The 24,210-nt window shown below is 72.4% G+C and carries 18 protein-coding genes; 8 read left to right on the forward strand and 10 right to left on the reverse strand.

The features are described from left to right. Positions 1-226: 226 nt before the first annotated feature. On the reverse strand, positions 227-1,201 hold the full coding sequence (locus tag ACZ6KY_RS37075) for a 2-hydroxyacid dehydrogenase (RefSeq protein ID WP_469314663.1): 975 nt from the start codon (positions 1,199-1,201) through the stop codon (positions 227-229). After that, positions 1,198-2,367 carry a lactate 2-monooxygenase gene (locus ACZ6KY_RS37080; protein ID WP_469314664.1) on the reverse strand — a complete coding sequence of 390 codons (1,170 nt, stop codon included), beginning with the start codon at positions 2,365-2,367 and terminating at the stop codon, positions 1,198-1,200. Before ACZ6KY_RS37080 ends, ACZ6KY_RS37075 begins: the two co-directional genes overlap by 4 nt. Positions 2,368-2,480: 113 nt before the next feature. Between ACZ6KY_RS37080 and ACZ6KY_RS37085 the strand changes: the two genes are divergently transcribed. After that, positions 2,481-3,659: a PucR family transcriptional regulator gene (locus ACZ6KY_RS37085; RefSeq protein WP_469314665.1), complete on the forward strand. Its 1,179-nt coding sequence runs from the start codon at positions 2,481-2,483 to the stop codon at positions 3,657-3,659. Between the two features lie 36 nt (positions 3,660-3,695). Here ACZ6KY_RS37085 and ACZ6KY_RS37090 read toward each other — a convergent pair whose 3' ends face one another. Continuing rightward, entirely contained in the window at positions 3,696-4,151 is a 456-nt protein-coding gene (locus ACZ6KY_RS37090; protein ID WP_469314666.1) for a TIGR03668 family PPOX class F420-dependent oxidoreductase, read from the reverse strand. A 154-nt stretch (positions 4,152-4,305) separates the two neighbouring features. Then, complete coding sequence (locus ACZ6KY_RS37095; protein ID WP_469314667.1) at positions 4,306-4,863, reverse strand: hypothetical protein; 558 nt, start codon at positions 4,861-4,863, stop codon at positions 4,306-4,308. Positions 4,864-5,205: 342 nt separating this feature from the next. Here ACZ6KY_RS37095 and ACZ6KY_RS37100 point away from each other — a divergent pair, with 342 nt between their 5' ends. Both ACZ6KY_RS37100 and ACZ6KY_RS37105 read left to right on the forward strand, forming a co-directional pair. Beyond that, the gene (locus ACZ6KY_RS37100) at positions 5,206-5,640 is read left to right on the forward strand and encodes a protease inhibitor (RefSeq protein WP_469314668.1); all 435 of its coding nucleotides are present in this window, start codon (positions 5,206-5,208) and stop codon (positions 5,638-5,640) included. Positions 5,641-6,049: 409 nt separating this feature from the next. After that, a complete protein-coding gene (locus ACZ6KY_RS37105) occupies positions 6,050-7,627 on the forward strand; it encodes a bifunctional phosphatase PAP2/diacylglycerol kinase family protein (protein WP_469314669.1) in 1,578 nt (525 codons plus the stop codon). Between the two features lie 22 nt (positions 7,628-7,649). Here the strand turns inward: ACZ6KY_RS37105 and ACZ6KY_RS37110 are convergent, their stop codons facing one another. Continuing rightward, positions 7,650-9,152, reverse strand: a complete 1,503-nt coding sequence (locus ACZ6KY_RS37110; RefSeq protein WP_469314670.1) for an MFS transporter — start codon at positions 9,150-9,152, stop codon at positions 7,650-7,652. Positions 9,153-9,335: 183 nt separating this feature from the next. Between ACZ6KY_RS37110 and ACZ6KY_RS37115 the strand changes: the two genes are divergently transcribed. Both ACZ6KY_RS37115 and ACZ6KY_RS37120 read left to right on the forward strand, forming a co-directional pair. Next, the gene (locus ACZ6KY_RS37115; RefSeq protein ID WP_469314671.1) at positions 9,336-9,773 is read left to right on the forward strand and encodes an ArsR/SmtB family transcription factor; all 438 of its coding nucleotides are present in this window, start codon (positions 9,336-9,338) and stop codon (positions 9,771-9,773) included. Between the two features lie 3 nt (positions 9,774-9,776). Next, entirely contained in the window at positions 9,777-10,313 is a 537-nt protein-coding gene (locus ACZ6KY_RS37120; RefSeq protein ID WP_469314672.1) for an SRPBCC family protein, read from the forward strand. Between the two features lie 4 nt (positions 10,314-10,317). On the opposite strand, the gene ACZ6KY_RS37125 is transcribed toward ACZ6KY_RS37120, so the two are convergent. From ACZ6KY_RS37125 to ACZ6KY_RS37140, 4 genes are all read right to left on the reverse strand, one after another. Further along, on the reverse strand, positions 10,318-13,146 hold the full coding sequence (locus tag ACZ6KY_RS37125) for an NHLP bacteriocin export ABC transporter permease/ATPase subunit (protein WP_469314673.1): 2,829 nt from the start codon (positions 13,144-13,146) through the stop codon (positions 10,318-10,320). Between the two features lies 1 nt (position 13,147). Further along, on the reverse strand, positions 13,148-15,370 hold the full coding sequence (locus ACZ6KY_RS37130; RefSeq protein ID WP_469314674.1) for an NHLP family bacteriocin export ABC transporter peptidase/permease/ATPase subunit: 2,223 nt from the start codon (positions 15,368-15,370) through the stop codon (positions 13,148-13,150). Beyond that, positions 15,367-16,176, reverse strand: coding sequence for a hypothetical protein (locus ACZ6KY_RS37135; protein WP_469314675.1), 810 nt, complete (start codon positions 16,174-16,176; stop codon positions 15,367-15,369). The genes ACZ6KY_RS37130 and ACZ6KY_RS37135 overlap by 4 nt, the downstream gene beginning before the upstream one ends. Before the next feature lie 91 nt (positions 16,177-16,267). Continuing rightward, positions 16,268-16,483 carry a type A2 lantipeptide gene (locus ACZ6KY_RS37140; RefSeq protein WP_384795851.1) on the reverse strand — a complete coding sequence of 72 codons (216 nt, stop codon included), beginning with the start codon at positions 16,481-16,483 and terminating at the stop codon, positions 16,268-16,270. A gap of 724 nt (positions 16,484-17,207) precedes the next feature. Between ACZ6KY_RS37140 and ACZ6KY_RS37145 the strand changes: the two genes are divergently transcribed. After that, on the forward strand, positions 17,208-18,599 hold the full coding sequence (locus ACZ6KY_RS37145) for a S1 family peptidase (protein WP_469314676.1): 1,392 nt from the start codon (positions 17,208-17,210) through the stop codon (positions 18,597-18,599). Positions 18,600-18,740: 141 nt separating this feature from the next. On the opposite strand, the gene ACZ6KY_RS37150 is transcribed toward ACZ6KY_RS37145, so the two are convergent. Continuing rightward, positions 18,741-20,894, reverse strand: coding sequence for a SpoIIE family protein phosphatase (locus ACZ6KY_RS37150; RefSeq protein ID WP_469314677.1), 2,154 nt, complete (start codon positions 20,892-20,894; stop codon positions 18,741-18,743). Between the two features lie 327 nt (positions 20,895-21,221). On the opposite strand from ACZ6KY_RS37150, the gene ACZ6KY_RS37155 reads away from it, so the two are divergent. Next, on the forward strand, positions 21,222-23,618 hold the full coding sequence (locus ACZ6KY_RS37155; RefSeq protein WP_469314678.1) for a SpoIIE family protein phosphatase: 2,397 nt from the start codon (positions 21,222-21,224) through the stop codon (positions 23,616-23,618). An 80-nt stretch (positions 23,619-23,698) separates the two neighbouring features. After that, positions 23,699-24,208, forward strand: a complete 510-nt coding sequence (locus ACZ6KY_RS37160; RefSeq protein WP_469314679.1) for a metallophosphoesterase family protein — start codon at positions 23,699-23,701, stop codon at positions 24,206-24,208. Positions 24,209-24,210 lie beyond the last annotated feature (2 nt).

Consider the following 24,210-nt stretch of genomic DNA (forward strand, 5'->3'; position numbering starts at 1 on the left):
AGAAGAAGGGGGGGGAGGGGGACGACGCCTTAGAAGGGGGGGGGGGGTGGTTTTCCCGCGGGCGCGACGGACTGGCCGTCGCGCCCGCGTCCACGGACCCCGGCGCCGACATCGTGGTCAAGGTCCGCGACTACTCCGACATCCAGCGCTGGCGGACCGAGGCCCGCTAGAGAGACCCCGATCCGCTGTCGGCCCGTCGCGGACGCAGGGCCCGACGGGAGCGCGGCTACGAGACGACGTCCTGCGGCGGCTTGCCCGCCACGAAGTCCGCGGCGTTCTGGACGGCGGCCAGCGCGATCCGTACCAGGGTCTCGCGGGTGACACCGGCGACGTGCGGTGAGAGCACGACGTTCGGCGCCTTGAGCAACCGCAGGGCGGGGGTGGGCGGTTCGGGGTCGAAGACGTCGAGGCCCGCTCCCGCGAGGGCGCCCGCGTGGAGCGCGTCCGCGAGGGCGTCCTGGTCGATCAGGGCGCCCCGCGAGGTGTTGACGACGAACGCGGTCGGCTTGAGCAGCGCGAGCCGCTCGGCGTTCAGCAGGTGCCGGGTCGCCTCGGTGAGCGGCGCGTGCAGACTGACGTAGTCCGATACGCGCAGCAGTTCGTCGAGTTCGACATGGCGGGCGCCGAGCCGGGCCTCCGTCTCGGCCGACGCGCGCGTGGGCCCGGCGTACACGACGCTCATGTCGAACGCGACCGCTCGCCGGGCGACCTCCTCGCCGATGTGCCCGAGTCCCACGATGCCGAGCGTCTTGCCGGACAGCTCGGTGATCGACTGCTGGAGCCGTGGCAGCGCCCAGTCGGCCTCGGTCAACGCGGTGTGGGCGGGCACCAGTTGCTTGGCCAGGGCGAGCATGAGCGCGAAGGTCTGCTCGGCCACGTTCTGCTTCTCGGCGCCGCTGGAACCGATGTTGCACACGGGCACGCCCCGGTCGCGCGCGGCGTCCAGATCGACGTAGTCGAAGCCGTGGCTCGCGCACTGGATCAGCTCCAGGTCCGGTGCGGCGGCGATGTGTCCGGCGGTCACCGGCCCGAGGCCCGTGACGACGACATGGGCCTCGCGCAGCGCGGCGGGGTCCTCGTCCGTCGACTCCACGACGGTGACGCGGACCTGCCCGGGAAAGAGCGTGGCGAGCGCGGCACCCGCCGTACGGCCGCCCACATGCGGAGAGACGACGGCGAGCACGTTCTTCGTGACGGTCATGCGGTTTCCTCGATGAGGTCGTCGGGGCCGAGGGAGTCCGGGCGGGCGTGCCCGGACAGGGCGAGGGTGAGATCGAACTCGGCGAGCAGGCAGCGGACGACGTGTTCGACGCCCGCCTGCCCGTCGAGGCCGAGTCCATAGGCGTACGGACGTCCTACGAGCACCGCCCGCGCGCCCAGTGCGAGTGCCTTGAAGATGTCGTCGCCGGTGCGGATGCCGCTGTCGAAGAGCACGGTGAGCCGGTTGCCCACCGCCTCCACCACGCGGGGCAGCGCGTCGGCGGCCGCGACCGATCCCGCGACCTGCCGGCCGCCGTGGTTGGAGACGACCACGCCGTCCATCCCGGCCTCGGCGGCGCGCCGGGCGTCGTTCGGGTGCAGGATGCCCTTGAGGACGATCGGGCCGTCCCAGTTCTCCCGCAGGAAGGCCAGATCCGGCCAGGTCTTGCCGGGGTCCGCGAACATGTTCACGAAGTGCATCACGGCCGCGTTCGGGTCCTCGTGCACGGGCTTGGCCAGACCGGCCCGGAACGCCGGGTCCGAGAAGTAGTTGGCGGTGCCCACGCCGTGCAGGAACGGCAGGTACGCCTGGTCGAGATCGCGCGGGCGCCAGGCCAGCAGCGGCGTGTCGAGCGTGACGAACAGCGCGGTGAACCCGGCCGCCTTCGCCCGGTCCAGGAAGCTGCGGGTGACCTCGCGGTCCTTCGCCCAGTAGAGCTGGAACCAGCGCTCGGCGTCCCCCATGGCCTCGGCGACCTGCTCCATGGGGGTGCTGGAGGCGGAGGACAGGATGTAGGGGACGCCCTGCGCGGCGGCGGCCCGTGCCGCGGCGCACTCCGCGTCCGGATGCATGATCGACAGCACGCCGATCGGGGCGAGCGCGAGCGGCGCGGGCAGCGGGCGCCCCAACACCTCGACGGACAGGTCGCGTTCGTGGACGTCCCGCAGCATGCGCGGCACGATCCGGCGCCGGTCGAGGGCGTCCCGGTTGGCGCGCGCCGTGCTGCCGTTGCCCGCGCTGCCCGCCACATAGCCGACCGGACCGGGTCCGAGCCGCTGCTCGGTGAGCTCCTCCAGCCGTGTCAGATCGGTGGGCAGCCGCGGTACGGCGCCCGTCATTCCGTTCAGATAGATCTCGTACTGGAAGTCGGCCCAATGCTTCGCCATCCGTACGTCCCGCCTCTCGTCCCTGAGACCGCGCTGTGCGAGGTCGATCCTGGCGACTGTGACAAGTCCCGTCCACCGTGGTGCGCACAACGTGCGGCTGGAATCATCACCCTGTGACAAACAAGTCGTCCGAGGTCCGGGAACGCGTCCGGCAGGAGATGGTCGCCGACCCGCGTGTCGTGGAGGCGATCGTCGCCGCCGTCCACGAACAGGTCCCGGTGTACGCGGCGCTCGACGACAGCCGGCTGCCCGAGGTACGGGCCATCGCCGCCTGGGGCCTTGAGCGGCTGCTGCACCTCTGGGCCACCGACGGCACGCTGGGGCCGGCCGATCTGCGGCGCTTCCGGGGCATCGCGTCGGCCCGCGCGGCGGACGGGCGCCCGGTGCAGGCGGTGCTGCGCGCCTACCGGGTCGCGGGCACCGTCCTCACCGACGAGGTCGCCGCCCGCGCGCCCCGGCTCGCGGCCGTCGACGCGTTCGCGCTGGCCCGCATGCTGCTCGTCACCCTCGACACCCTCTCCGAGGAGATGGCCACCGCGTACGCCGCCACCAGTGAGGACCTGGCCGCCGGCCGGACCCGGGCGCTGCGGCTGCTGCTCGACGACCTGATCGCCGGGCGGCACGCCTCGGTGGGCGCGCTGACCGACCGCTCCGCCCGGCTGGGCATCCAGCTGCCGGACCCCTGCTGCCTGCTGGCGGCCGAGCCGGTCGCCGCGGACCGGCCCGACCTCGCGCACGAGACGGCGACAGGACTGCTCGACGCGCTGGCCGGTCCCGGGGGCGAGGTGACGTCCCTGGCGACGGTACGAGGCTCCCGGGCCGTTCTGCTGCTGCCGCTCGCGGCGGCGGAGCGCGTGGGGGCGGTCCTGGGTGAACGGCCCTGGCGCGGGTGTGTCATCACCGGCGAGAGCCTGGACCGGGTCGCCCTCGCGCACCGGCTCGCCGCCGACGCGCTCGACACGGCGCCGGCCCACGCCCATCGGTCCGGGCACGTTCTGACGGACGCCGACGCGCAGGTCCTCGCCCTGCTCGCCGGGCGCCCGGCCGCCCTGCCGGACCACATCGCCCGGCTGGTGCTCGGGCCGCTCACCGACGCCGGTCAGCGGCATCTGCTGGAGGCGCTCACGGCGTACATCGACTCGGGCTCCGCGAACGCCGCCGCGCGGGCGCTGCACCTGCATCCGCAGTCCCTGCGCTACCGCCTGCGCCGCGTCCACGAACTGACCGGCCGCGACCCCCGCGACCCCTGGCACCGCCTCACCCTGGACATCGCCCGAACGATCCGCGACTGAGCACCGGCCAGGCTGCCTTCGCCCCCGGGGCGCCGCTCAACGGTCCGGGGCGGCCTGCCAGCCCCGCCAGCGGTGGACGGTGATCACTGTCACCGGGCCGTCCGGTGGCCGGTTCCGGTACTGGGGGTACTTGTCCCGCAGCGCGTCGATCGCGGCGGCGTACGCGTGCGGGATGTCAGCGGGCTCCCGCTCACCGGGCGGCGGGATCACGCGCGCGTCGCCGTCCGCCCGTACCCACCACAGCCGCTCCCAGTCCTCGTCGTAGGCGTCCACGAGCAGACAGACGGCCGGACGGGCGGCGATGTTGCGCAACCGGCGCAGCCGCGGTGACCGCTTGGGCTTGTGGTCGACGGCGGTGACGAGCGCGTCGCCGTGGCGCGCGAACACGAGCGGCACCAGATGCGGTCGGCCCTCGGCGTCCACGGTCGCGAGGCGCGCCACCCGCGCCGCCAGGAACCGGCGGCGCGCCTGGTCCTCGTCCATGTCGGGCACGAGCGGCTCCCGTTCTCCGCGGGCCGTTCCGCCGTCCGCGATGGTCGGGCGGGGACACGGCTGCGCCGGCCTCCGCGCTCCCTCGTCTCGCCGGCACCTGCCGCCAGTGTGACGCCGTACCGGCAGCGGCGCGGTCACGGAACCGCCGGCCGGGTCACTCCTCGTCGCCGGGAGCGTCCTGCTGTTCCGGTTCGTTGTCCGGGCCCTGTGAGCGGACCCGCTGCACATGCTCCAGCGAGTCGCGCAGCTCGCTGAGCCAGTCGTCGGTGTGCCGCTGCACGAGGCGGACGCACCAGGCCAGGGCGTCGCTGCGGCTGCGGGCGACCCCGGCCGCGATGAGCGTGTCGAGGACCTCGCGTTCCGGCTGGCGCAGCCGGGTCATGACCGGCGCGGCGACATGCGTGAACAGGGCGCGCTCGGTACCGCACTCCACGCCCCACGAGACCTTCTTGCGGAAGCGGTGCTCCGCCTCGCGCGCCACCTCGACGCGGTCGTCCCGGGTGCGCTCGCGGAATTCCTGGATACGGGCCTGGAGCGCCGCCTCCTTCTCGGCGTCCGAGGCGCCTTCGGCGAGCCTCGGCTCGGGGATGCGGCCGACGACGGTGATCTCCTCACGGTCGACCGTCACCTCCGCCAGGCTCTCGAAGAGATCGTCGGGCAGGCGGCCGGCGAACCAGCCGCGCAGCTTCTCGCGTTGCTCCGTTGTAATCATGTAATGACGATTACTCCGTTACGAACGAGACGCAAGGGCTGTGGAGGAAGTCCGCCGTAAGCGGAAGTCGAGGCGGCATGCCGGTTGAAGCGGAATGTTTCAGGCCTATTGCTGAGCCATGTCAATCCGGCCAGGTGGCCGTCGGCGGCGATCAACAACCGCTCTGTTCCGGGCCTCAGACGTTCGAATTCTGTAACTTCGCGCCACTGATTCAATACTCAAAGTTACCGAAACCCGTGGGGTCGATGTGTGTTTCCTGTGCGGACTCGGCAGACTCGCGCTCGCCGAACCGGCACTCGACCGAGCCGGTATCGCATTCGATCGAGCGGAAGGATGCACACAATGCCGAACACCGCGCGTTGGGCAGCGACTCTCACCCTGACGGCCACCGCCGTCTGCGGCCCCGTGGTCGGGTCCGCCCACGCAGCCCCCAGCCTCGGCTCGTCCGGGCTCTACGCCCCCTCCGCCCTGGTGCTCACCACGGGCCACGGCCAGAGCGCGGCCGTCACCACTCCTGAACGCGCCGTCACCCTCAACTGCGCCCCGACGGCCTCCGGGACCCATCCGGCCGCGGCCGACGCCTGCGCCGAACTCCGGGCGGTCAAGGGCGATTTCGACGAACTGACACCTAGAAACGACGTCTTCTGTACGAGGTTGTACGATCCCGTGGTCGTCACGGCGGCCGGCGTCTGGCAGGGCAAGCGTGTCTCGTACGAACGGACCTTCGCCAACGAGTGCGTGAAGAACTCCTACGGGATGACTGTCTTCGCGTTCTGAGAGACCGGGATCGCGTGGCCGTCGTGGACATGGACCGGGATCCGTAGCTGGGGAGTGCGGGCTCCGTCGCGAGGCGCCATGTGATTTCGCACCGAGGGCCGGTCAGACGGAGTGGGGCCGTCGGCCGGCCCTCGGCATGTCCGCGTGCACGGCCGGAACAACCGCGACACGGGCGTCACGCCCCGGAGGGCGCCGCGTCCGACGCCCACTCCTTCCGGAGCGCGGCCCTTGCCGTGACGGGTCCTTCCTGGACGGCGCCGCGTTCCGCGAGGCGTCCGTGCCAGGGATCCTCGCGTTCCGTGACCGGTCCCTCCCGGCCGGTCCGATTTCTCCGCCGCACGGCCCACACCCGTCACCGTTCCGAGTCACCCGGGATGCCGGCGCGGCCGAGGCGGCGTAGCGGTGGAGCATGGGTGTACTCCTCGAATGGGACCAGCGGCTGTTCACACGGGTGGCCGCGGCGCGGGTGCCCGGGGCCGATCCGGCGCTGCGGCGGCTCAGCCACGCGGCCAACCACGGACGCCTGTGGTTCGGCGCGGCGGCGGGGATGAGCCTGGTCGGCGGGCCCACGGGGCGACGGGCGGCGCTGCGCGGCCTGGGCTCACTGGCGCTGGCCTCGTTCACCGTCAACACGCTGGTGAAGTGGAGCGCCCGCCGCCCCCGCCCGCTGCTGGAGGGGGTCCCCTCGATCCGGCACCTGGCCCGTCAGCCGCACACCACGTCCTTCCCCTCGGGGCACTCCGCCTCCGCCGCGGCCTTCGCCACCGCGGTCGCCCTGGAGTCGACGCGCTACGGCGCCCTGGTCGCGCCCGTGGCCGCCGCCGTCGCCTTCTCGCGTGTCTACGTCGGGGTCCACTACCCGGGTGACGTGCTCGCGGGCGTGGCCATCGGCGCGGGCGCGGCGGCCCTGACCTGCCGCTGGTGGCCGCCGCGCCCCGTCGTACCGGAGCGGGAGCGGCCCGCGGCGCGGGCGCCCGCGCTGTCGCGCGGCAAGGGACTGGTCGTCTTCGTCAACGGCCGGGCCGGTGCCGGCACGCCCGCGGCACCGCTGTCGCCCGCCGGGCGGCTGCGCGCTCTGCTGCCCGAGGCCGAACTGATCGAGCGCGGCCCCGACGACGACTTCGCGGAGCTGCTCGCCGCGGCGGCCGACCGGGCCGCGGAGGCCGGCGGCGCGCTCGGTGTCTGCGGCGGCGACGGCAGTGTCAACGCCGCCGCCCGCGCGGCGGCCGAACGGGGGCTGGCGCTGGCGGTGTTCCCCGGCGGTGCCCTCAACCACTTCGCGCTGGACGTGGGTGTCCCGGAGTTCGAGGACACCGCGGTCGCGGTCGCCGGGGGCGCGGCGGTGTCGGTGGACATCGGCATCGCGCGCTCGGCGGCGGGACAGGACATGCCGTTCCTCAACACGTTCAGCATCGGGCCGTACCCCGAACTCATGCGTATCCGAGAGGAGTTGGAGCCGCGCTGGGGCAACGGGCCGGCGGCGGCCGTCGCGCTGGTCCGGGTGCTGAGCACCGCGCGCCCCGTCGAGCTGAACGTCAACGGCCGGCCCCGCCGCCTGTGGCTGCTCCTCGCGGGCAACGGCCGTTACGTCCCCGACGGCCTCGCCCCCGCCTTCCGGCCGCGTCTGGACGACGGGCTGCTCGATGTGCGCCTGGCCGACGCCGACCGCCGCCTCGCCCGTACCCGCCTCGTCGCCTCCACGGCCCTCGGGACCCTGGGGCACTCGCGGGTCTACGGCGCCGAGCGGGTTCCCTGGGTGGAACTGGACGGTTTCCTCGGCGCCGACACCCTCGCGTACGACGGTGAAGTGCGCCCCGGCACGGCCGGGTTGCGGCTGGAGAAGGAGCGGCGGGCGCTGGTCGTGTACCGGCCCGCCCGGCCGGGGAGTGAACTGCGCCAGGAGGCGCGCCGGGTCGCCGCGACGGTCCGTTACCGGCGACGGGTGAGGGGCCGCCGTCTCCCTGCGGACGGCGGCCCCTCGGCCTGATGGGTGACCGGTCAGGACCCGATCACATGTGGACTGCCGGTGCGGCGTCCGGGTCCTGGGCCGGCGTGCCGCGGCGGTAGAGCACGAGCGCGATGAGCGCTCCCGCGGCGAAGAAGCCGGCCGACCACCAGAAGGCGGTGGTGTAGCTCTCGATCGTCGACTGGGCCCGGACCAGCTTGTCCGTCGCGTCCTTGCCCGCGAGGTAGCTGGTCGAGGCGCTCGCGGCCAGCGTGCTCAGCAGGGCCGTACCGATCGAACCGCCCACCTGCTGCATGGTGTTGACGGTCGCGGAGGCGACGCCCGCGTCCTCGGGAGCGATCCCGCTGGTGGCCAGCGACATCGCGGGCGGCATCACCATGCCGAGGCCGGCGCCGATCAGCAGCAGCGGCGGCAGGACGTCGGTCGAGAAGGACGAGCCGAGGCCGATGCCGGTCAGCCAGGCCATGCCGAGCGCGGCGACCGCGAAGCCCGCGGGGATGACCGCCTTCGGCCCGATCCGGGGCACCAGGACCGTGGTGGACACCTGGGCCATGACCATCAGGGCCGCCATCATCGGCAGGAACGCCACACCCGTCCTGGTGGGGCTGAAGCCGAGGTTCAGCTGAAGGTAGTAGGTGAGGAAGAGGAAGACGCCGAACATGCCCGCGCCGGTGATGAGCACCGCGAGGAACGAGGCGGCCCGGTTGCGGTCGAGCAGGACACGCATCGGCAGCAGCGGGTGCTTCGCCCGTGTCTGCCACCGGGCGAACGCGGCCAGCAGGATGCCTCCGACGGCCAGGAAGCCCCAGGTGGCGGGCGAACTCCAGTGGTGCGTCTCGGCGTTGGAGAATCCGTAGACGACGGCGAAGAGACCGGTGGAGACCAGCAGGGTGCCCGGCAGGTCGAGCTTGGAGCCGGCCGCGTCACGGTGACCGCTCAGCAGGACCCAGCCGCCGGCGAAGGCGACGACCGCGAAGACGAGGTTGACGAACAGCGTCCAGCGCCAGTCGAGCGCGTCGGTCAGGAGGCCGCCGAGCAGCAGGCCCACCGCGCCACCGGCACCGGCGATGGCTCCGTACACGCTGAACGCCTTGGCGCGCTCCTTGGCGTCGGTGAACGTCGTGTTCAGCAGGGAGAGGGCGGCCGGTGCGAGGAGGGCGCCGAACACACCTTGCAGGGCGCGGGCGGTGACCAGCATCCCGAAGCTGTTGGAGACGCCGCCCAGGACGGAGGCCCCGGCGAATCCGGCGACACCGACGAGGAAGGCGGGCTTGCGTCCGAAGAGGTCCGCGATGCGCCCGCCGAGCAGCAGCAGGGAGGCGAAGGCCAGGGAGTACGCGGTGACGATCCACTGCCGGTTGCCGTCGGAGAAGCCGAGGTCCGCCTGGGCGGAGGGCAGGGCGATGTTCACGATGGTGGCGTCGAGGACCACCATCAGCTGGGCGATGCCGATGATCGAGAGGATCCACCACCGCCGCTTCGACGCGAGGGCGGACGCCGGGTCCGCGGCACCCGCGCCGGTGCCTTTGGTCAGGGTCTGGGACATGGGAGAAGCACTCCAGGGAAGTCGCACATTGCGTGCACGTAAACGAAACGGTTTCGTACACATCGACGGTTCGACCTTAGACCCGCGTCGAGCGAAACGGCAACGTTTCGCTAGGTGGCCGGGTGTGACGTCCGTCCCATGCATTCCTTGACGGCCATATAACTGTCGAGGCATATTGGTCCCATGTCCGACGACGCCTCCCTCTGGGCCGCTCTCGCCGACCCCCACCGGCGGGCCATCGTCGCGCTCCTCCTGGAGCGGCCCCGGGCCGTCGGTGAGATCGTCGAGGCGTGCGGGCTCAGCCAGCCGGGCACCTCGAAGCACCTGCGGGTACTGCGTGACGCGGGGATCGTCCGGGTACGACAGGACGCGCAACGCCGCGTCTACGCCCTCGACCCGGCCCCGATCGCCGCCCTCGACGCCTGGCTCACCCCGTACCGCACGCTGTGGAACGAGAGCCTGGACGCCCTCGGCCGCCGCCTGGACAGGGATCCGGACCCGGTGCCGGGCGAGCCGTCGGACCACCCGGAAGAGCCGTTCCCGCACGATCGAAGGCGGCCGGACGGCGCAGCACCCCCACTGGACGCGTCTTCATCGGAAGCACCCTCACCGAAGGAATGAGCCATGTCCGCCGAAGCCACCGCCCGCACCGGGACGTACCTCACCCTGGACGACGGCCGCCCCGCCGTCCGCTTCAGCCGCACCTACGACCACCCCGTCGACCGCGTCTGGCGGTTCGTGACCGACCCCGGCGAACTGGCCGCGTGGTTCCCCTCCCGCGCCGAGATGGAGCTGCGCCCCGGCGGCACGATCACGTTCAGCGGCGATCCCAACACGCCCGGGTCGACGGGCCGTGTCCTCGCCGTCGACCCGCCCCGCCATCTCTCCTTCGAGTGGGGCGGCGACGAACTGCGCTTCGACCTCGAAGCCCTCGACGACGGGCGCACCCGCTTCACGCTCACCGACGTGCTCGCCGAGCCGAACACGGCCGCCCGCAACGGCGCGGGCTGGGAGGTGTGCCTCACGGCCCTCGACGCGACGGCCCGCGGCGAACGGTCCGAGGGGCCGCACGCCGGGGGGATCGCTGCCTGGAGGGAGATCTACGAGGCCTACGTCGAGGCCGGTGTCCCCTCCGGTGCCACGGTCCCGGGGACGGACTGACCGCTCAGGCCAGCTGCCGCCGCACCAGCTCGTGCAGCCGCCCGCCCGTGTCCGCCAACAACTCGGCGGGCGGGCCCTGCTGGGCGACCCGGCCGTTCTCCATCACGATGACACGGTCCGCGTCCAGCACGGTCGACAGCCGGTGCGCGATCACCACCCGGGTGGCGTTCAGCGCCTTGGTGCTCTCGATCACCGTGCGCTGCGTCGCGTTGTCGAGCGCGCTGGTCGCCTCGTCGAAGAAGAGGATGCGTGGCCGTCGTATCAACGCCTGGGCGATCATCAGACGCTGGCGCTGGCCGCCCGAGATCGCGCCGCTGCCCGCGACGAGGGTGTGCAGGCCCATGGGCATCCGCCTGATGTCCTCGGCCAGGCCCGCCATCTCGGCCGCCTCCATCGCCTCCTCGGGCGTGTACGGCTCGGTGCCGCAGATGCAGTCGAGGACCGACCCGGTGAACGGCTGCGCGTGCTGGAGCACCACACCGCACTGACGGCGTACGGCGGACTGGTCGAGGGCTCCGAGATCCTGGCCGTCGTAGAGCACACTGCCCGACACCGGCCTGTCGAAGCCGATCAGCAGCCGCAGCAGGGTGGACTTGCCGCAGCCGCTCGGTCCCACGATCGCCACGAACTCGCCGGGCCGGATCGCGAACGACACGTCGTCGAGGACGAGCGGACCGTCGTCGGCGTACCGGAACGACAGCCGCCGCGCCTCGATCCCGCCGGACAGGACACCGGGACGGGCGCTCGCCCCGCGCACCTCGGGCGTCGCGTCGAGCACCGGCCTGATCTCCTCGAACATCGGCAGCGCCGCCGCAGCCGACACGAACGCGCCGGTGACCTGGGTGACCGAGGTCAGCAGCATCGTCATCGACGTGTTGAAGGTGAGGAAGTCCGCCGCAGACAGCGAGCCGTGCGCCGGTCCCGCCAGCAGCATGAACATCAGCAGGGAGCACAGCGGCAGATACACGGCGCCCATCACCGTCGTCAGGTTCTTGACCCGGCCGACCCGCTGCTGGAGCTCACGGCTGCGGGCGAACTCGCCCGCCCAGGCCGCGTACGCGTAGTTCTCGGCCGCCGCGACCCGCAGCTTGGGCAGACCGCGCAGGGTCTGGAAGGCCTGGTTGTTGAGCTTGTTGCTCAGCACCACCAGACGGCGCTGCCCGCGCACCTGCCACAGACCGAGACCGAGGAACACGGCCGCGATCACCACGAGCATGCCGATCGCGGCCAGCGCCATGGGCACGCTGTACCAGAACAGCAGACCCAGGTTCATCGCGCCGACCGTGCCCGCCTGCGCGAGCGTCGGGCCGACGCCCGCGAGCAGCCGGCGGATCGCGCTGACGCCCATCGCGGCACTGGCCAGCTCACCGGTCGAACGGGAGGCGAAGAACGCCGTCGGTAGTCTCAACAGCCGGTCCCACACGGCCGGTTGGAGACTCGCCTCGATCCGGCCCTCCATCCGCAGCAGGGTGAGGTTCTGCAACAGCATGAACGCCGCCGACACGACGCTGGTGACCATGAGCGCGAGACAGACCTGCACGATCAGGCCGTGCTCGGCCTTCGGCACGTACTCACCGAGCACCCTGCCGGTCGCGATCGGCACCAGCGCGCCGATCATCACGGTCACCAGCCCGCTGATCGCGAGGTTGCGCAGATCCCCGCCCGTGCCCGCGAGACAGAACCGCAGCAGCCGCAGTGGACTCAACTGCCGCTCGGGCAGCGGGCGGTAGAACATCACGGCCCGTGGTTCGAACTCCGCCGCGTTGGCCTTCTCGACGGGTGTCTCCCGCCCGGACGACGGCTGTACGGCCACATATCCGCCGCGCCGCCACAGCAGCGCGACCGGCGCGCCGGACACCGCCCGGTGACCGACCAGCGGGCCGATGTCGTCGCGCCACCATCGCCCGTCGAGACGTACGGCACGGGCCCGGACCCGCGAGGCGAGCGCGATCCGCTCGACCGGGTCGAGCCGGTCGCTCTCCGTGCCGCCGCGGGACTGCTCGGCGAGGGTGATCCCGGCCGCGCGGGCGACCAACTGGCAGGCCGCGTACGTGGCGTCCGTCTCGGCCGCGGTCGGGCGCTTCGCCGACGGTCTGCCGATCGAGGCGAGCAGGGTGCGGTCGGCCTGGGCGCGGACGGCCTCACCGGCCCTGATGCCCGCCGCCGTACGGTCCTCGTGCCCGGCCTCCAGTTCCTCGATCCAGCGGTCGAGCGTGGACAGCAGCCGGTACTGCTGGTCGACCATGCCCTGCCAGACCCCGGAGTCCATCAGCAGATCGGCCGCCGCCTCGGCCCCGTACAGGGACCCGTACCGCACACTGCCCGGCGGGACCCGCATCCAGAACACATCGTCGTCGGTGGGCGCCGCCGCGTTCCCGGCCGCGGTCGGGGCCTGGACGAGGATGGAGAGACTGCGTCCGACGCCGAGCGCGAGCGCGTACTCCAGCGGGCTCTCCGTCGGCGGCACGTACTGCGGGTTGCCGTAGGCGCCGTACGACCAGGTCGCCGTGTCGGCCTGCTGACACAGCTCCCGCAACCCGATCCTGCGCACCTCGCAGTCCCGCAACGGCCGCCCCACCAGCGTGTGCTGAGGGCCCGTCACCGGACCGAGCAGCAGGGAGCCCGCTTCGAGCCGGCCGAGGTGATGCCAGTGGCCCTGCTGCGCGGCGTCGACCGCGAACAGGTCCATGGCGCCCGCGACCACCAGCCACAGGACCTGCGGACCCTCCAGATCGAGGCGGCTCAGCCCCGCGCAGCCGACCGGCGTGCCCATGCCGCCGAGCGCGCCGAGCACCACGTCCTGCTCGTGGACGCCCTCGTGAACCGTGGCCATCTCAACGCTCCCTGACCAGACCGGCGTACGGGCCGCCGGCCGCCACCAGTGCCTCGTGCCGCCCGCGTTCCACGATCGTGCCGTGGTCGAGTACGACGATCTCGTCGCTGTCCCGCACGGTGCTGAGCCGGTGGGCGATCACCACACAGGCGCAGCCGCGCCGCCGCAGGTTGTCCATCACGGTCTGCTCCGTCTCCGCGTCCAGCGCGCTGGTCACCTCGTCGAGCACCAGGATGCTGGGCCTGCGCACCAACGCCCGCGCGATCTCCAGGCGTTGCCGCTGGCCGCCGGAGAAATTCCGCCCGTCCTGCTCGACCCGGCTGTGGATGCCACCGGGACGGCGCGTCACGACGTCGTACAGGGCCGCGTCCTGAAGGGCGGCGACCACCGCGTCGTCCGGGATCGACGGATCCCACAGCGCCACGTTGTCGCGGATCGTCCCTTCGAAGAGGAAGACGTCCTGGTCGACGAAGGACACGGAGGCCGCGAGCGCGCCGCGCGGGATGTCCTCCAGGCGCCGGCCGTCGATACGGATCGTTCCCTCCCAGGGCGCGTACAGGCCCGAAATCAGCCGGGAGACCGTCGACTTGCCGCTGCCCGAACCACCGACCAGCGCGACCTGCTGACCCGGGCCGACCGTCAGCGAGAACCCGGTGAGCAGCGGCTTGTCGAGGGGGCTGTAGCCGAACGTGATGTTCTCCAGCTCCACATGACCTCGCAGCCGCCGGGTCGGGTCGCCGGTGCCCGAGCGGGCGTAGAGCGGGTCGGCCCGGAAGTTCTCGACGTCCTTGAGGCGGGCCACGTCGGCGGCGAAGTCCTGGATACGGCCCGCGACACCGTTGAGCCGGGTGATCGGCGCGGTGAAGCGGGTGACCAGCGCCTGGAAGGCGACCAGCAGACCCACGGAGACATGGCCCTCGACCGCCCGCAGACCGCCGATCCACAGGATCAGCGCGCTGTTCAGCGTCGCGAGCGTCGGTGCGACCACTCCCAGCCAGGCGCTCGGCACACCGAGACGCTGCTGTTCCTCCAGGGTGGTGGCGTGCTGTCCGGCCCACTTGCGGAAGTAGCCGTCCTCGCCGCCGGTGGCCTTCATCGTCTCGATCAACTGGAGCCCGGTGTAAGCGGTGTTGGTCAGCCGGGCGGTGTCGGCACGCAGCTTGGCGGTGCGGGTCGCGCGCAGCCGGATCACCACCCGCATCGCCACCACGTTGAGCAGCGCGACACCGATGCCGACGGCCGTCAGCTGCGGGTCGTACGTGTACAGCAGCACGGCGTAGAGGACGACGACGACCGCGTCCACACCCGCCGCGGCGAGATCGCGGGCCAGGGTCTCGGCCACCGCGTCGTTCGACTGGAGCCGCTGCACCAGGTCGGCCGGGCCGCGCTGGGAGAAGAAGGTGACCGGCAGCCGCAGCAGATGGCGCAGGAACCGGGCGCTGGAGAGCGTCGAGGAGATGACGCGGCCGCGCAGCAGGTTCGCCTGCTGGAGCCAGGTCAGCACCACCGTCAGCAGCACGGAGGCACCCATCGACGCGAACAGCACCCCGAGCAGCGAACTCTGACCACCGATCAGGTACTGGTCGATGAACGTCCGGCTGAGCGCGGGGACCGCCGCGCCGACCGCCACCAGCAGCAGGCTCGCCAGCACGGCGGCGGGCATCGTGCCCGAAGTGCCGCGCAGCCGGGCCGGCACGGCGCCCAGCACCCCCGGTTTCCGGCCGCCCCTGCGGAACCCGGGGCCCGGCTCCATGACCAGGACGACTCCGGTGAAGCCGGTGTCGAAGTCCTCCATCGGCACGAAACGACGGCCCTTGCCCGGGTCGTTGACGTGCACGCCCCGGCGTCCGAAGCGGCGTCCCATGCCGTCGTACACGACATAGTGGTTGAACTCCCAGAACAGGATCGCGGGCCCCCGCACCTCGGCGAGCGCGGCCGTGTCCATCTGCATGCCCTTGGCGGTCAGGCCGTAACTGCGCGCCGCCTTCAGCAGGTTGCTCGCGCGCGAACCGTCCCGCGAGACACCGCACGCGATGCGCAGCTCTTCGAGCGGGATGTGCCGGCCGTAGTGGCCGAGCACCATGGCGAGGGAGGCCGCACCGCACTCCACGGCCTCCATCTGGAGGACGGTGGGAGTGCGGACGGCCTTGACCCGGCTCCTGGGCACGCCGCGCCGGGGCGGCGCGGCGCGCCGTCCGCCGCGGGTGTCGGGTGCGGTGGTCACGGCAGGAGCCAATCGACGGGGCGTTGTCCGGCCAGCCGGATCGAAGCCGTGGCGAGGGTCATGGAGGTGAGGGCGTACGGCGGCCCGTCGGCGGACGACCACTTCAGGCCGCTCCGCGTGGCGGACGAGCGGTCGAGCCGGACCAGGACGGCCACCGGCCTGCCCTTCGCGGTGAACTGCCGGCCCAGTTGGCTGTCGCCCAGGTAGGCGGCGATCTGCTGCCGGGTCCGCACGCTGCGGCCCACCGCCTTCACCCGGCCGCGCAGCACTCCGTACCGCTGGGTCGGCACCGACTGGACGGTGAGGTCGACGGCGGCGTCGGCGGGAATCGTGGCGGCGCTCCCGGCGGAGACGTACACCGTCGCGTACAGCGGGTCGTCGGCGCGGGCGACCTTCTCCACGGCGGCCACGTCCGCGCCGGTCGAGATGATCGCGCCGATGGTGGCGGCCAGCGCGGTGACGCGGCCCGCGGCGACCGTGCGGACGACGGCCGTTTCCCCTTGCGCCGTACGGACCTTCAGCACGGGGGCGTTCGCGGGGAGCCGCTCGCCCTCCTTCACGAGGACCGCGGTGACCTGCCCGGCCACAGGGCTCTGCAGGATGTAACTGCCCTCCGCGTGCGTCAGGACGGCGGGCGCGCCGACGGTGGAGGTGACGGTGCCGGTCACGGCCCACACGGACGCGGCGGCCATGGCGACGACGGTCACGGACAGGACGAGCCAGCCCTGCGGGCGGGCGAAGCGCACCGGAAGGTCGAGCTCTTCGGGCGACCGCAGCTTGGCGAGGGCCTGTTGGCGGAACTGCACGGGACTCTTCTCACCTGTTCGAGAGGCTTACGGCACCCGAGAGTCCCGGAACCGGTGGGGCGGTTCCGGGACTCGGCGGCGTGAAACGCGATCAGAGACCGGCGACCAGGCCGGTGACCGGGGCGGTGTTCAGGCCGGTCACACCCTCGACGGTGCCGATGGCCGTGCCCAGGACGCCGGAGACCGGGGCAACGCCGTCCACCAGGCCGGTGACGGTGCCGACGGCGTTCAGCGCGAGGCCGCCGGAGACGTTGTCGAGGTCGGCGTCGGAGATCTCGGCGGTCTCGACACGGGGGGTGGAGTTCATGGTGGAACTTCCCTTCATATGGATATTCACAAGGGGGAGAGCGGCCCCCTCTGGGGGGACAGATGACGGCCGCCACCGCAGGGGTGCGGCTCCCGTTCCCGGGAGCTGTGCCGCGACCTCCGCGGTGCAACGGATCAAAGCACGGGCGCGGGGCGCGCTTCCAATCAACCAGGGCTCTCACCTGGGAACTTGTGCTCCAGGGGCGGTGAAGCGTGCAGGCGTCCACACGCCCCCGCGGCGACTTCTTCACACGCTGCGCGGCATGGATCCGCGCGAACCCCTGCCGCTCCCGCACCGAATGGGACAGTCCCGGCCCAATGCCGCGCAGGGGGGCGCGCGCCTGTGCAGATCTCCCGTACGCGGTGACCTCGTTGAGCACGGGCTGTGCAGATTCCCCGAACCCGGGATTCCGTTCTTGATCGACGACGGAGCGTCGCCGATCGGTCGCACACCGTGCGCAAGGAGTAGGGGGCGTGGCGCCCTGGGGCGTCGGCCGTGTCGCTCGGCCGGGGATCGCGTACACCGTGCTCGACCGCCCGCCCCGGGTCCGGACGGCAGAAATGGACCGGTTGTCTCCGCAATCAGTGCCTTTGGGGAAGCCAACTCCCGCAATTTGCAATGGCAGTTGAACGCCCCGTGTGACGCGTGCGTATCAACAGGCAACCAGGCGCCCCCAAGTCAGCTGCCGGACGCGGCATCGACCCCGTCCCCAGGAGGTCAAGAGTTGAGTCACAAACGGATACCCAAGCGCAAGGCCGCCATCGCGGTGGGCAGCGTCGCGGCGCTCGGAGCAGCGGCTCTGCTGCTGCCCCACGCCAACGCGTCGCAGACGCACGGGGACGACGCCGCTCCCAGAACGTTCAAGGCGACCGATGTCTCGAACGTCGCCTCCATGCTGGCCACCCAACTGGGTGACGCCTTCGCGGGGTCGTACTACGACGCGGCGAACAAGCAGCTCGTCATCAATGTCGTCGGTAACAACAGCAACGTCGTCCATCAGATCGAGCAGGCCGGCGCCGTGGCGCACCAGGTGCAGAACAGCACCTCGGCGCTGAAGACCGCCGCCAAGACGCTGAAAGCGGACGCGACGATCCCGGGCACGGCATGGGCCGTGGACCCGAAGACGAACGAGATCCAGGTGACCGCCGACTCCACCGTCACGGGCACCAAGTGGAACACCGTGGAGTCGACCGTCAAGAACCTCGGTTCGGGCGTGGCGACCCTCAAGAAGTCCTCGGGAACCCTCAAGACCTTCGTGGACGGCGGCGACGCCATCTTCGGCGGCAATGTGCGCTGTTCCCTCGGCTTCAACGTCACCGCGGGCGACGGCACCCCCGCCTTCCTCACCGCGGGCCACTGCGGTGTCGCCGCCGCCAAGTGGTCGGACTCGCAGACCGGCGCGTCCATCGCCACCGTCGACCAGGCCACCTTCCCCGGCAACGGCGACTTCGCCCTCGTCAAGTACGACGACCCGGCCACGCAGACGAACAGCGCGGTCAACGTCGGCAACGGGCAGAGCGTCCAGATCAACCAGGCCGTCGAGGCCGCCGTGGGCCAGCAGGTCTTCCGGATGGGCAGCACCACCGGTCTCCACAACGGCAACGTGACCGGCCTCGACGCCACGGTGAACTATCCGGAGGGCACGGTCACCGGCCTCATCCAGACCGATGTGTGCGCCGAGGCGGGCGACAGCGGCGGCTCCCTGTTCACCCAGGACGGCGGCGCGGTCGGCCTGACCTCGGGCGGCAGCGGTGACTGCACCGCCGGCGGCGAGACCTTCTTCCAGCCGGTCACCACCGCGCTGGCGGCGGTCGGCGCGACGCTGGGCGCGGCAGACGCCGGTGCCGGTGGCGCGGCGGACCCGAGCGCGAGTGCCGTGGACCCGAGCGCCGCTGCCGTTGACCCGAGCGCGAGCGCGGGCGGCGCGGCGGACCCGGGTGCCGGCGACGTGGCCGACCCGAGCGCCAGTGACGCGGCGGCAGCCGGCGACCAGGCGGGCGCCCAGAACGGGACGACGCACCACCGGTCCCACAAGAAGGGCCACCGGTCCGGAGCGGCAGCCCAGCAGTCCGGCGCCGCGACGGGCGACGGCTCGGGCCTCGTGGCCACCCCCTGACGCCGGTGACTCCGGCGATCAAGAACCACTGACCGGCCAACGGAACAGGGAATTCCGGTCGACAGTGGACAGGTCCGGCCCTCCGGCGGGAGGGTCGGACCGCTCCTGTTGAGGCACCCGGTCAGCCGCTCAAGGCCCCGGTCAGCCGCGCGGCCGTACCCGCAGCAGGAGCAGCGCGACATCGTCCGGCCGCTCCTGGCCGGCCTCCGCGCCCCGCTGGAGCAGACTGTCGGCCAGCTCGTCCAGGGGCAGGTCCCCGGTCGCGGCGAGGCGTCGCGCCAGGTCGGCGAGGGCGTCCTCGATGTCGACGCCGGGGGACTCGATCAGACCATCGGTGTAGAGGGCGAGCACGGACCCCGGCACGAGCGGCACCTCCGTCGTCGGATACACGGCGTCGGCGTCGATCCCGAGCAGCGGCCCGCCTGCCAGGTCGAGCACCTTGACCTTGCCGTCCGGCCGGCGCAGCAGCGGCGGCGGATGCCCCGCGCGGGCCATCACGGCCACCCCGCGCGCCGGGTCAAGACGCAGATACAGACAACTGGCGAACAGCTCGGCCCCGAGGTCGATGAGCAGCCGGTTGGTGCTCCCCATCACCTCCTCCGGCGCCTGGCCGACCGCCGTGTACGCGCGGACGGCGGTGCGGATCTGCCCCATCAGGCCCGCGGCCGTCACGTTGTGCCCCTGCACATCCCCGATCACCGCCGCGGCCCGGCCGTGCGAGGACACCAGGTCGTAGAAGTCCCCGCCGATGTCCATGCCCTGAGTGGCCGGCAGATAGCGCGCGGCCGCCTCGATCGAGGCCAGCGGCGGGAGCGAGCTCGGCAGCAGCGCGGCCTGCAGGCCCTGCGCGAGCTGGAGCTTGGCGTCGTAGAGCAGGGCACGCTCCAGCGCCTGGGCGATCAGCCCACCGAGACTCGTCAGCACCGCCCGTTCGTCGGTCGCGAAGTGGTGGGACTGCGCGTACGCGAGGACGCAGGTGCCCACCGACCGCCCGGAGGCGATCAGCGGCAGATACGCCCAAGCGCCCATGCCGTCGGGTGTCCCGTACTGCGACGGATACAGCCGTTCCAGCTGCGCGCGCGAGTCGAAGAACGCGGGCACGCCGGTGTTCAGCGCCTGGGTGCCCGGTGTCTGCTCGCTCAGCGGCAGCCCGTCGAACTGCTCCACGGTGTGCGCGTCCGGATAGCCGCGATGCCCGAGCACGTGCAGGCGGCCGGCCCGGCTGCCGAGGACGACCAGGGCCTGGCTGCCGACGGCGGGCGAGATCTCGTCCGCGATCAGCTGCACCACATCCTGCACACCGGCCGCCTCCGTCAGCGCGCTCGCCAGACTCAGTACATGGGAGATCGTCACCAGGCGCGGGCTGCCGTCGCGCCGCTGCGGTCCCGCCGGCGTCATCTCGGACACCGGCCGGGCCCGCGAGATACGGACGCTCAGCCCGGTCGTGCTCGGATACAGGCGGAACGACAGCCAGTCGCCCGGCGGGCGCAGCGCGACGAACGAGGTCACGTGCTGGCTGATCAGCGCCGCCCGGTAGCGGTCCTCGTAGACCGGGTCGTTCAGCCACGGCACGGCCGCCCACAACTGGGTGCCCAGGAGCCGGCTGACGGGCACGTCGAGCAGCTCGGCCGTCGCCGCGTTGGCGAAGGCGATCCGTCCGTGCAGATCCAGCGAGCACAGTCCGTACGGCAGTCGCGCCACCATCCGCGTGGCCTCCACCGTGCCGAACGTGCCGACCGACGACGCCGCGCTCGGTGCGAGCAGGTCGGGCTCGGCGTGCGGCGGGCGGTTCTCCGCGGCGGCCCGCTCCAGGCGCAGGGCGAGCCGGTCACAGGCCGCGGTGAGGTGTTCCCGCTCCCGGTCGGAGAGTTCCGGCGGATGGGAGCCGGGCCAGGTCACGTAGGCGGCGCCGTAGACAGTGGTCGCCGTCGCCACCGGAAGCGCGGCGAGGGCGAAGGGATACGGGAGCACCACCGCGATCCGCGGATAGCTGCGGGCCATCTGGTGCTCGCCCCCCACCCAGATCAGCCGCCGCTCCCGTACCGCGTCGGCGACCGGGATCGGCGCGCTGAGCCCCACGCGTTCCCACGGCGCCGCGAAGGCCCGCGGCAGCCCGGCGGAGACCGCCATCTCCAGCACCGGTTCGTCGGACGAAAGCAGGTACACGGCTCCCGAGTGGGCGTGCACGTCGTCCAGGATCGAGGCCAGCGTCAGCGACAGCAGCGGCCGTCCCACCGGGGTCGGCCGGCCGGCCGGCGCCTGTGCGGCCCCCTGCCCGTCGGACACGCCGACCACCTCCTCGCGGGGCGTCGAAGGCCTCCGCACTTCCAGGGATCAAGGCTCCCCCCTGGAGGCCCATCGCGCACGGCGAGCGGAGCCGGCCTCCTCGACCCTGTGGCCGTGCCTCCGGCCGCCCGGAGGCACGGCCCGTCACGCCTGCCATGAGATCGCTGTGCGAATCGCATGAATCAAGATGGATTCGATTTCGTTCGATTGGTTGTCCCGGACGGGATTCCGCGCAGGCCCGACAGGTTCGGAACGGTCACAGGGGCTGCGCCGGAGCCCGGGAAGCGCTGTAATTACGGCGTGGTCAGTGAGGGTGCTGCGGAACGCGGAACGAGAATGTCGCGCGCCGAACTTGCCCTGAAGACGCTTACCGCGGACCTCGACCCGCGCGAACGGCTGCACCGCCTGCTCGAACAGGCACTCGTCTTCACCGGTGCGACCGTCGCCGCCGTGTACTCACCGAGCGTGAGGGGCGGCGAACTGCATCTGGCCGAGTCCGCGGGGGTGCCCAGGACGCTGTACGGGCTCCGCGACAGCTACCCCCTGTCCGGCACCTCCCCGGCGGCCGAGGCCCTTCGCTCGGGTCAGCCGTGCTGGCTCGGACCGGAGGAGCTCGCCCGCTGCTCCGACGCCCGGCGACCGCCCTCCCAGGACTTCTCGCTGGCCGTGCTGCCCCTGCGGGAAAACGGCTGTATGGTCGCCGTCAGCGAGAACCCCGACGGCTTCGGCTCCGTGGACCGGGCCTGCCTCGGGATGCTCGCCGAGGCCGTCGTCTGCCCGCCCGCCCCGCTGCCGGACGACGCGGCCGACCTGCCCGCCAGCTCGTTCAGCCTCTCCATGGACACCGGGCGGGTCGAGGTCGACAACGTGGTGCTCGACCTGTTCGGGCTCACCTCCACCGCCTTCGACGGCAAGGTCGAGACCCTGCTGTCGATGACGGTCCCGGAGGACCTTCCCGCGCTGATGTCCGCGGTGGAACCGGACCACATGACCGTCGGCGACCGCGAGCTGGAGTTCCGCATCCTCCAGCCGTCCGGCGCACACAAGTGGCTCCGGCTGCGCGCCCGCCTGCTGCCCTCCGGAGAGGGCCGCCCCGCACGGCTCGTGGGCACCGTCTCCGACGCCTCCAAGCTGCGCTCCGGCCTGAACGACGTGGGCCGCGTCCAGCGGCTCGCCGCCGCCCTCGCCACCGCCGGCACCGTCCGCGATGTCGGCCAGGCCGTCGTCGCCGCCCTGCGCAAACCCCTCCAGGCCGACCGGATCGCCGTCGCCGAGCTGGAGGGCGACCGGCTCGTCGTCACGCTCCTGGACCCGCCCCAGGCGGAGTTCTGGCCGGAGCTGTGGCGCAGCGAATGGCGCTCGGAGTGGCCCGACGCCCCGGTCCGCGCCATGCCCACGCTCGCGGCGGCCCTCAACGAGGGGCGGCCCGCCATCTGGCCCGCCGGCGCGGACCTGGAACCCGCGCTCGCCGAGGTCGGCCCCGGCGGCCTCGCGGTCCTGCCGTTGCCCGCGGGCGGCCGTATGGCCGGCGCCTGCCTGATCGGCTGGAACACCCCGCACGACTTCGGCCCGGACGAGCGTGCGCTGCTCACCGCCTCCGCCGGCCTCGCCGGGCAGGCACTGGTGCGCGCCCACGCCTTCGACGCCGAGCACGAACTGATCGGCATGCTCCAGCGCACTCTGCTCCCGCGCCGGCTGCCCCGGCTGCCCGGCGCGGTCGCCGTCGCCCGCTATCTGCCGACCACGTCGGGCCTGGACGTCGGCGGCGACTGGTACGACGTGATCCCGCTGCCCGACAACCATGTCGCCCTCGTCATCGGCGACGTCCAGGGACACAACGCCTCGGCCGCGACCCTCATGGGCCAGATGCGCACCGCCCTGCGCGCCTACGCCGTCGAGGGTCACCCCCCGGACGTGGTGGTCTCGCACGCCAACCGGCTCCTGCTCGATCTGGAGACCGACCTCTTCGCCACCTGCTGCTACGTCGACGTCGACATGGAGGAGGGGTCCGCCTGGTATGTGCGCGCCGGACACATCCCGCCCGTCCTCCGTCACCCGAACGGCGGTACCGAGGTCCCCGAATCCGAGCCCGGCCCGCCGCTCGGCGTCATCCGGCAGACCGACTTCCCCATGAGCCCGCTGCGGCTCCTGCCCGGCACCATCGTGGCGCTGACCACCGACGGTCTGGTCGAGTCCGTGGAGGTCGACATCGAGGACGGCCTGAAACGGCTTGCCGCGGGCCTGGCCGGCTCCGACCCCGCCCACCTCGGTCTCGTCGCCGACGAACTGCTCACGGGCGCCAACCGCAGCGACGACGTGGCCCTCCTGCTGATGCGCTACGACGGCATGGAGGTGCTCCCGCTCCGCGAGAGCTGGACCGTCTGGCGGGTCCCCGAGGCGGTCCGGCACGCCCGCCGCTACACCCGGCGCGCCCTGCGGACCTGGGGTGTCGGCGCCTACACGGACGCCGCCCTGCTGATCGTCTCGGAGCTCGTCACCAACGCACTGGTGCACACCGACGGCCAGGTCAGGCTCGACCTCACCCTGGTCAACCACCGCCTGCGCATCGCGGTCGCCGACAACTCGCCCCGCACGCCGATCAAGCCCACCAGCATCGGCTGGGAGGCCACCGGAGGCCGCGGCATCCTCCTCGTCGAGGCGATGTCGGCGACCTGGGGCACGGTGCCGGTGAGCGGCGGGAAGCAGGTCTGGAGCGAGATCGCGCTGGACTGACGAGGGGACCGCACCGGACCCCGTACCGTCCCGACCGCGCCGGAGCCCGTACCGATGCCCCGAAGTGACACCCTGGAGCCGTGCGTCTCCTGCTGCTTTCCGACACCCATCTCCCGAAGCGGGCCAGGGAACTCCCCGCCCCGCTGCTCGCGGAACTCCCGCTCGCCGACGTCGTGATCCACGCGGGGGACTGGGTGGACACCGCCACCCTCGACCTGCTGGAGGCCCGTTCCCGACGCGTCATCGGGGTGTACGGCAACAACGACGGCCCCGAGCTGCGGGCCCGCCTCCCCGAGATCGCCCGCGCCGAACTGGGCGGCCTGCGTTTCGGCGTCGTCCACGAGACCGGCGACGCGCGGCGCCGCGAGCAGCACTGCGCGGAACGCTTCCCCGATCTCGACGTCCTGGTCTTCGGACACAGCCACATTCCCTGGGACAGCACCGCGCCGACCGGTCTGCGCCTGCTCAACCCCGGCTCGCCGACCGACCGCCGCAGCCAGCCGTACCGCACGTACATGACGGCGACGGTGACCGACGACGGCAGGCTCACCGACGTGGCCCTGCGCCGGCTGCCTCCGCGCACCGGCTGAGC

This window comes from Streptomyces sp. NPDC042002, assembly GCF_055588305.1.

What these genes read in the sequence shown, in the direction of transcription:
- ACZ6KY_RS37075 (WP_469314663.1), bottom strand. Translation starts at nt 1,201, where the DNA reads ATGACCGTCACGAAGAACGTGCTCGCCGTCGTCTCTCCGCATGTGGGC.
- ACZ6KY_RS37080 (WP_469314664.1), bottom strand. Translation starts at nt 2,367, where the DNA reads ATGGCGAAGCATTGGGCCGACTTCCAGTACGAGATCTATCTGAACGGA.
- ACZ6KY_RS37095 (WP_469314667.1), bottom strand. Translation starts at nt 4,863, where the DNA reads ATGATTACAACGGAGCAACGCGAGAAGCTGCGCGGCTGGTTCGCCGGC.
- ACZ6KY_RS37100 (WP_469314668.1), top strand. Translation starts at nt 5,206, where the DNA reads ATGCCGAACACCGCGCGTTGGGCAGCGACTCTCACCCTGACGGCCACC.
- ACZ6KY_RS37105 (WP_469314669.1), top strand. Translation starts at nt 6,050, where the DNA reads ATGGGTGTACTCCTCGAATGGGACCAGCGGCTGTTCACACGGGTGGCC.
- ACZ6KY_RS37110 (WP_469314670.1), bottom strand. Translation starts at nt 9,152, where the DNA reads ATGTCCCAGACCCTGACCAAAGGCACCGGCGCGGGTGCCGCGGACCCG.
- ACZ6KY_RS37115 (WP_469314671.1), top strand. Translation starts at nt 9,336, where the DNA reads ATGTCCGACGACGCCTCCCTCTGGGCCGCTCTCGCCGACCCCCACCGG.
- ACZ6KY_RS37120 (WP_469314672.1), top strand. Translation starts at nt 9,777, where the DNA reads ATGTCCGCCGAAGCCACCGCCCGCACCGGGACGTACCTCACCCTGGAC.
- ACZ6KY_RS37125 (WP_469314673.1), bottom strand. Translation starts at nt 13,146, where the DNA reads ATGGCCACGGTTCACGAGGGCGTCCACGAGCAGGACGTGGTGCTCGGC.
- ACZ6KY_RS37140 (WP_384795851.1), bottom strand. Translation starts at nt 16,483, where the DNA reads ATGAACTCCACCCCCCGTGTCGAGACCGCCGAGATCTCCGACGCCGAC.
- ACZ6KY_RS37155 (WP_469314678.1), top strand. Translation starts at nt 21,222, where the DNA reads ATGTCGCGCGCCGAACTTGCCCTGAAGACGCTTACCGCGGACCTCGAC.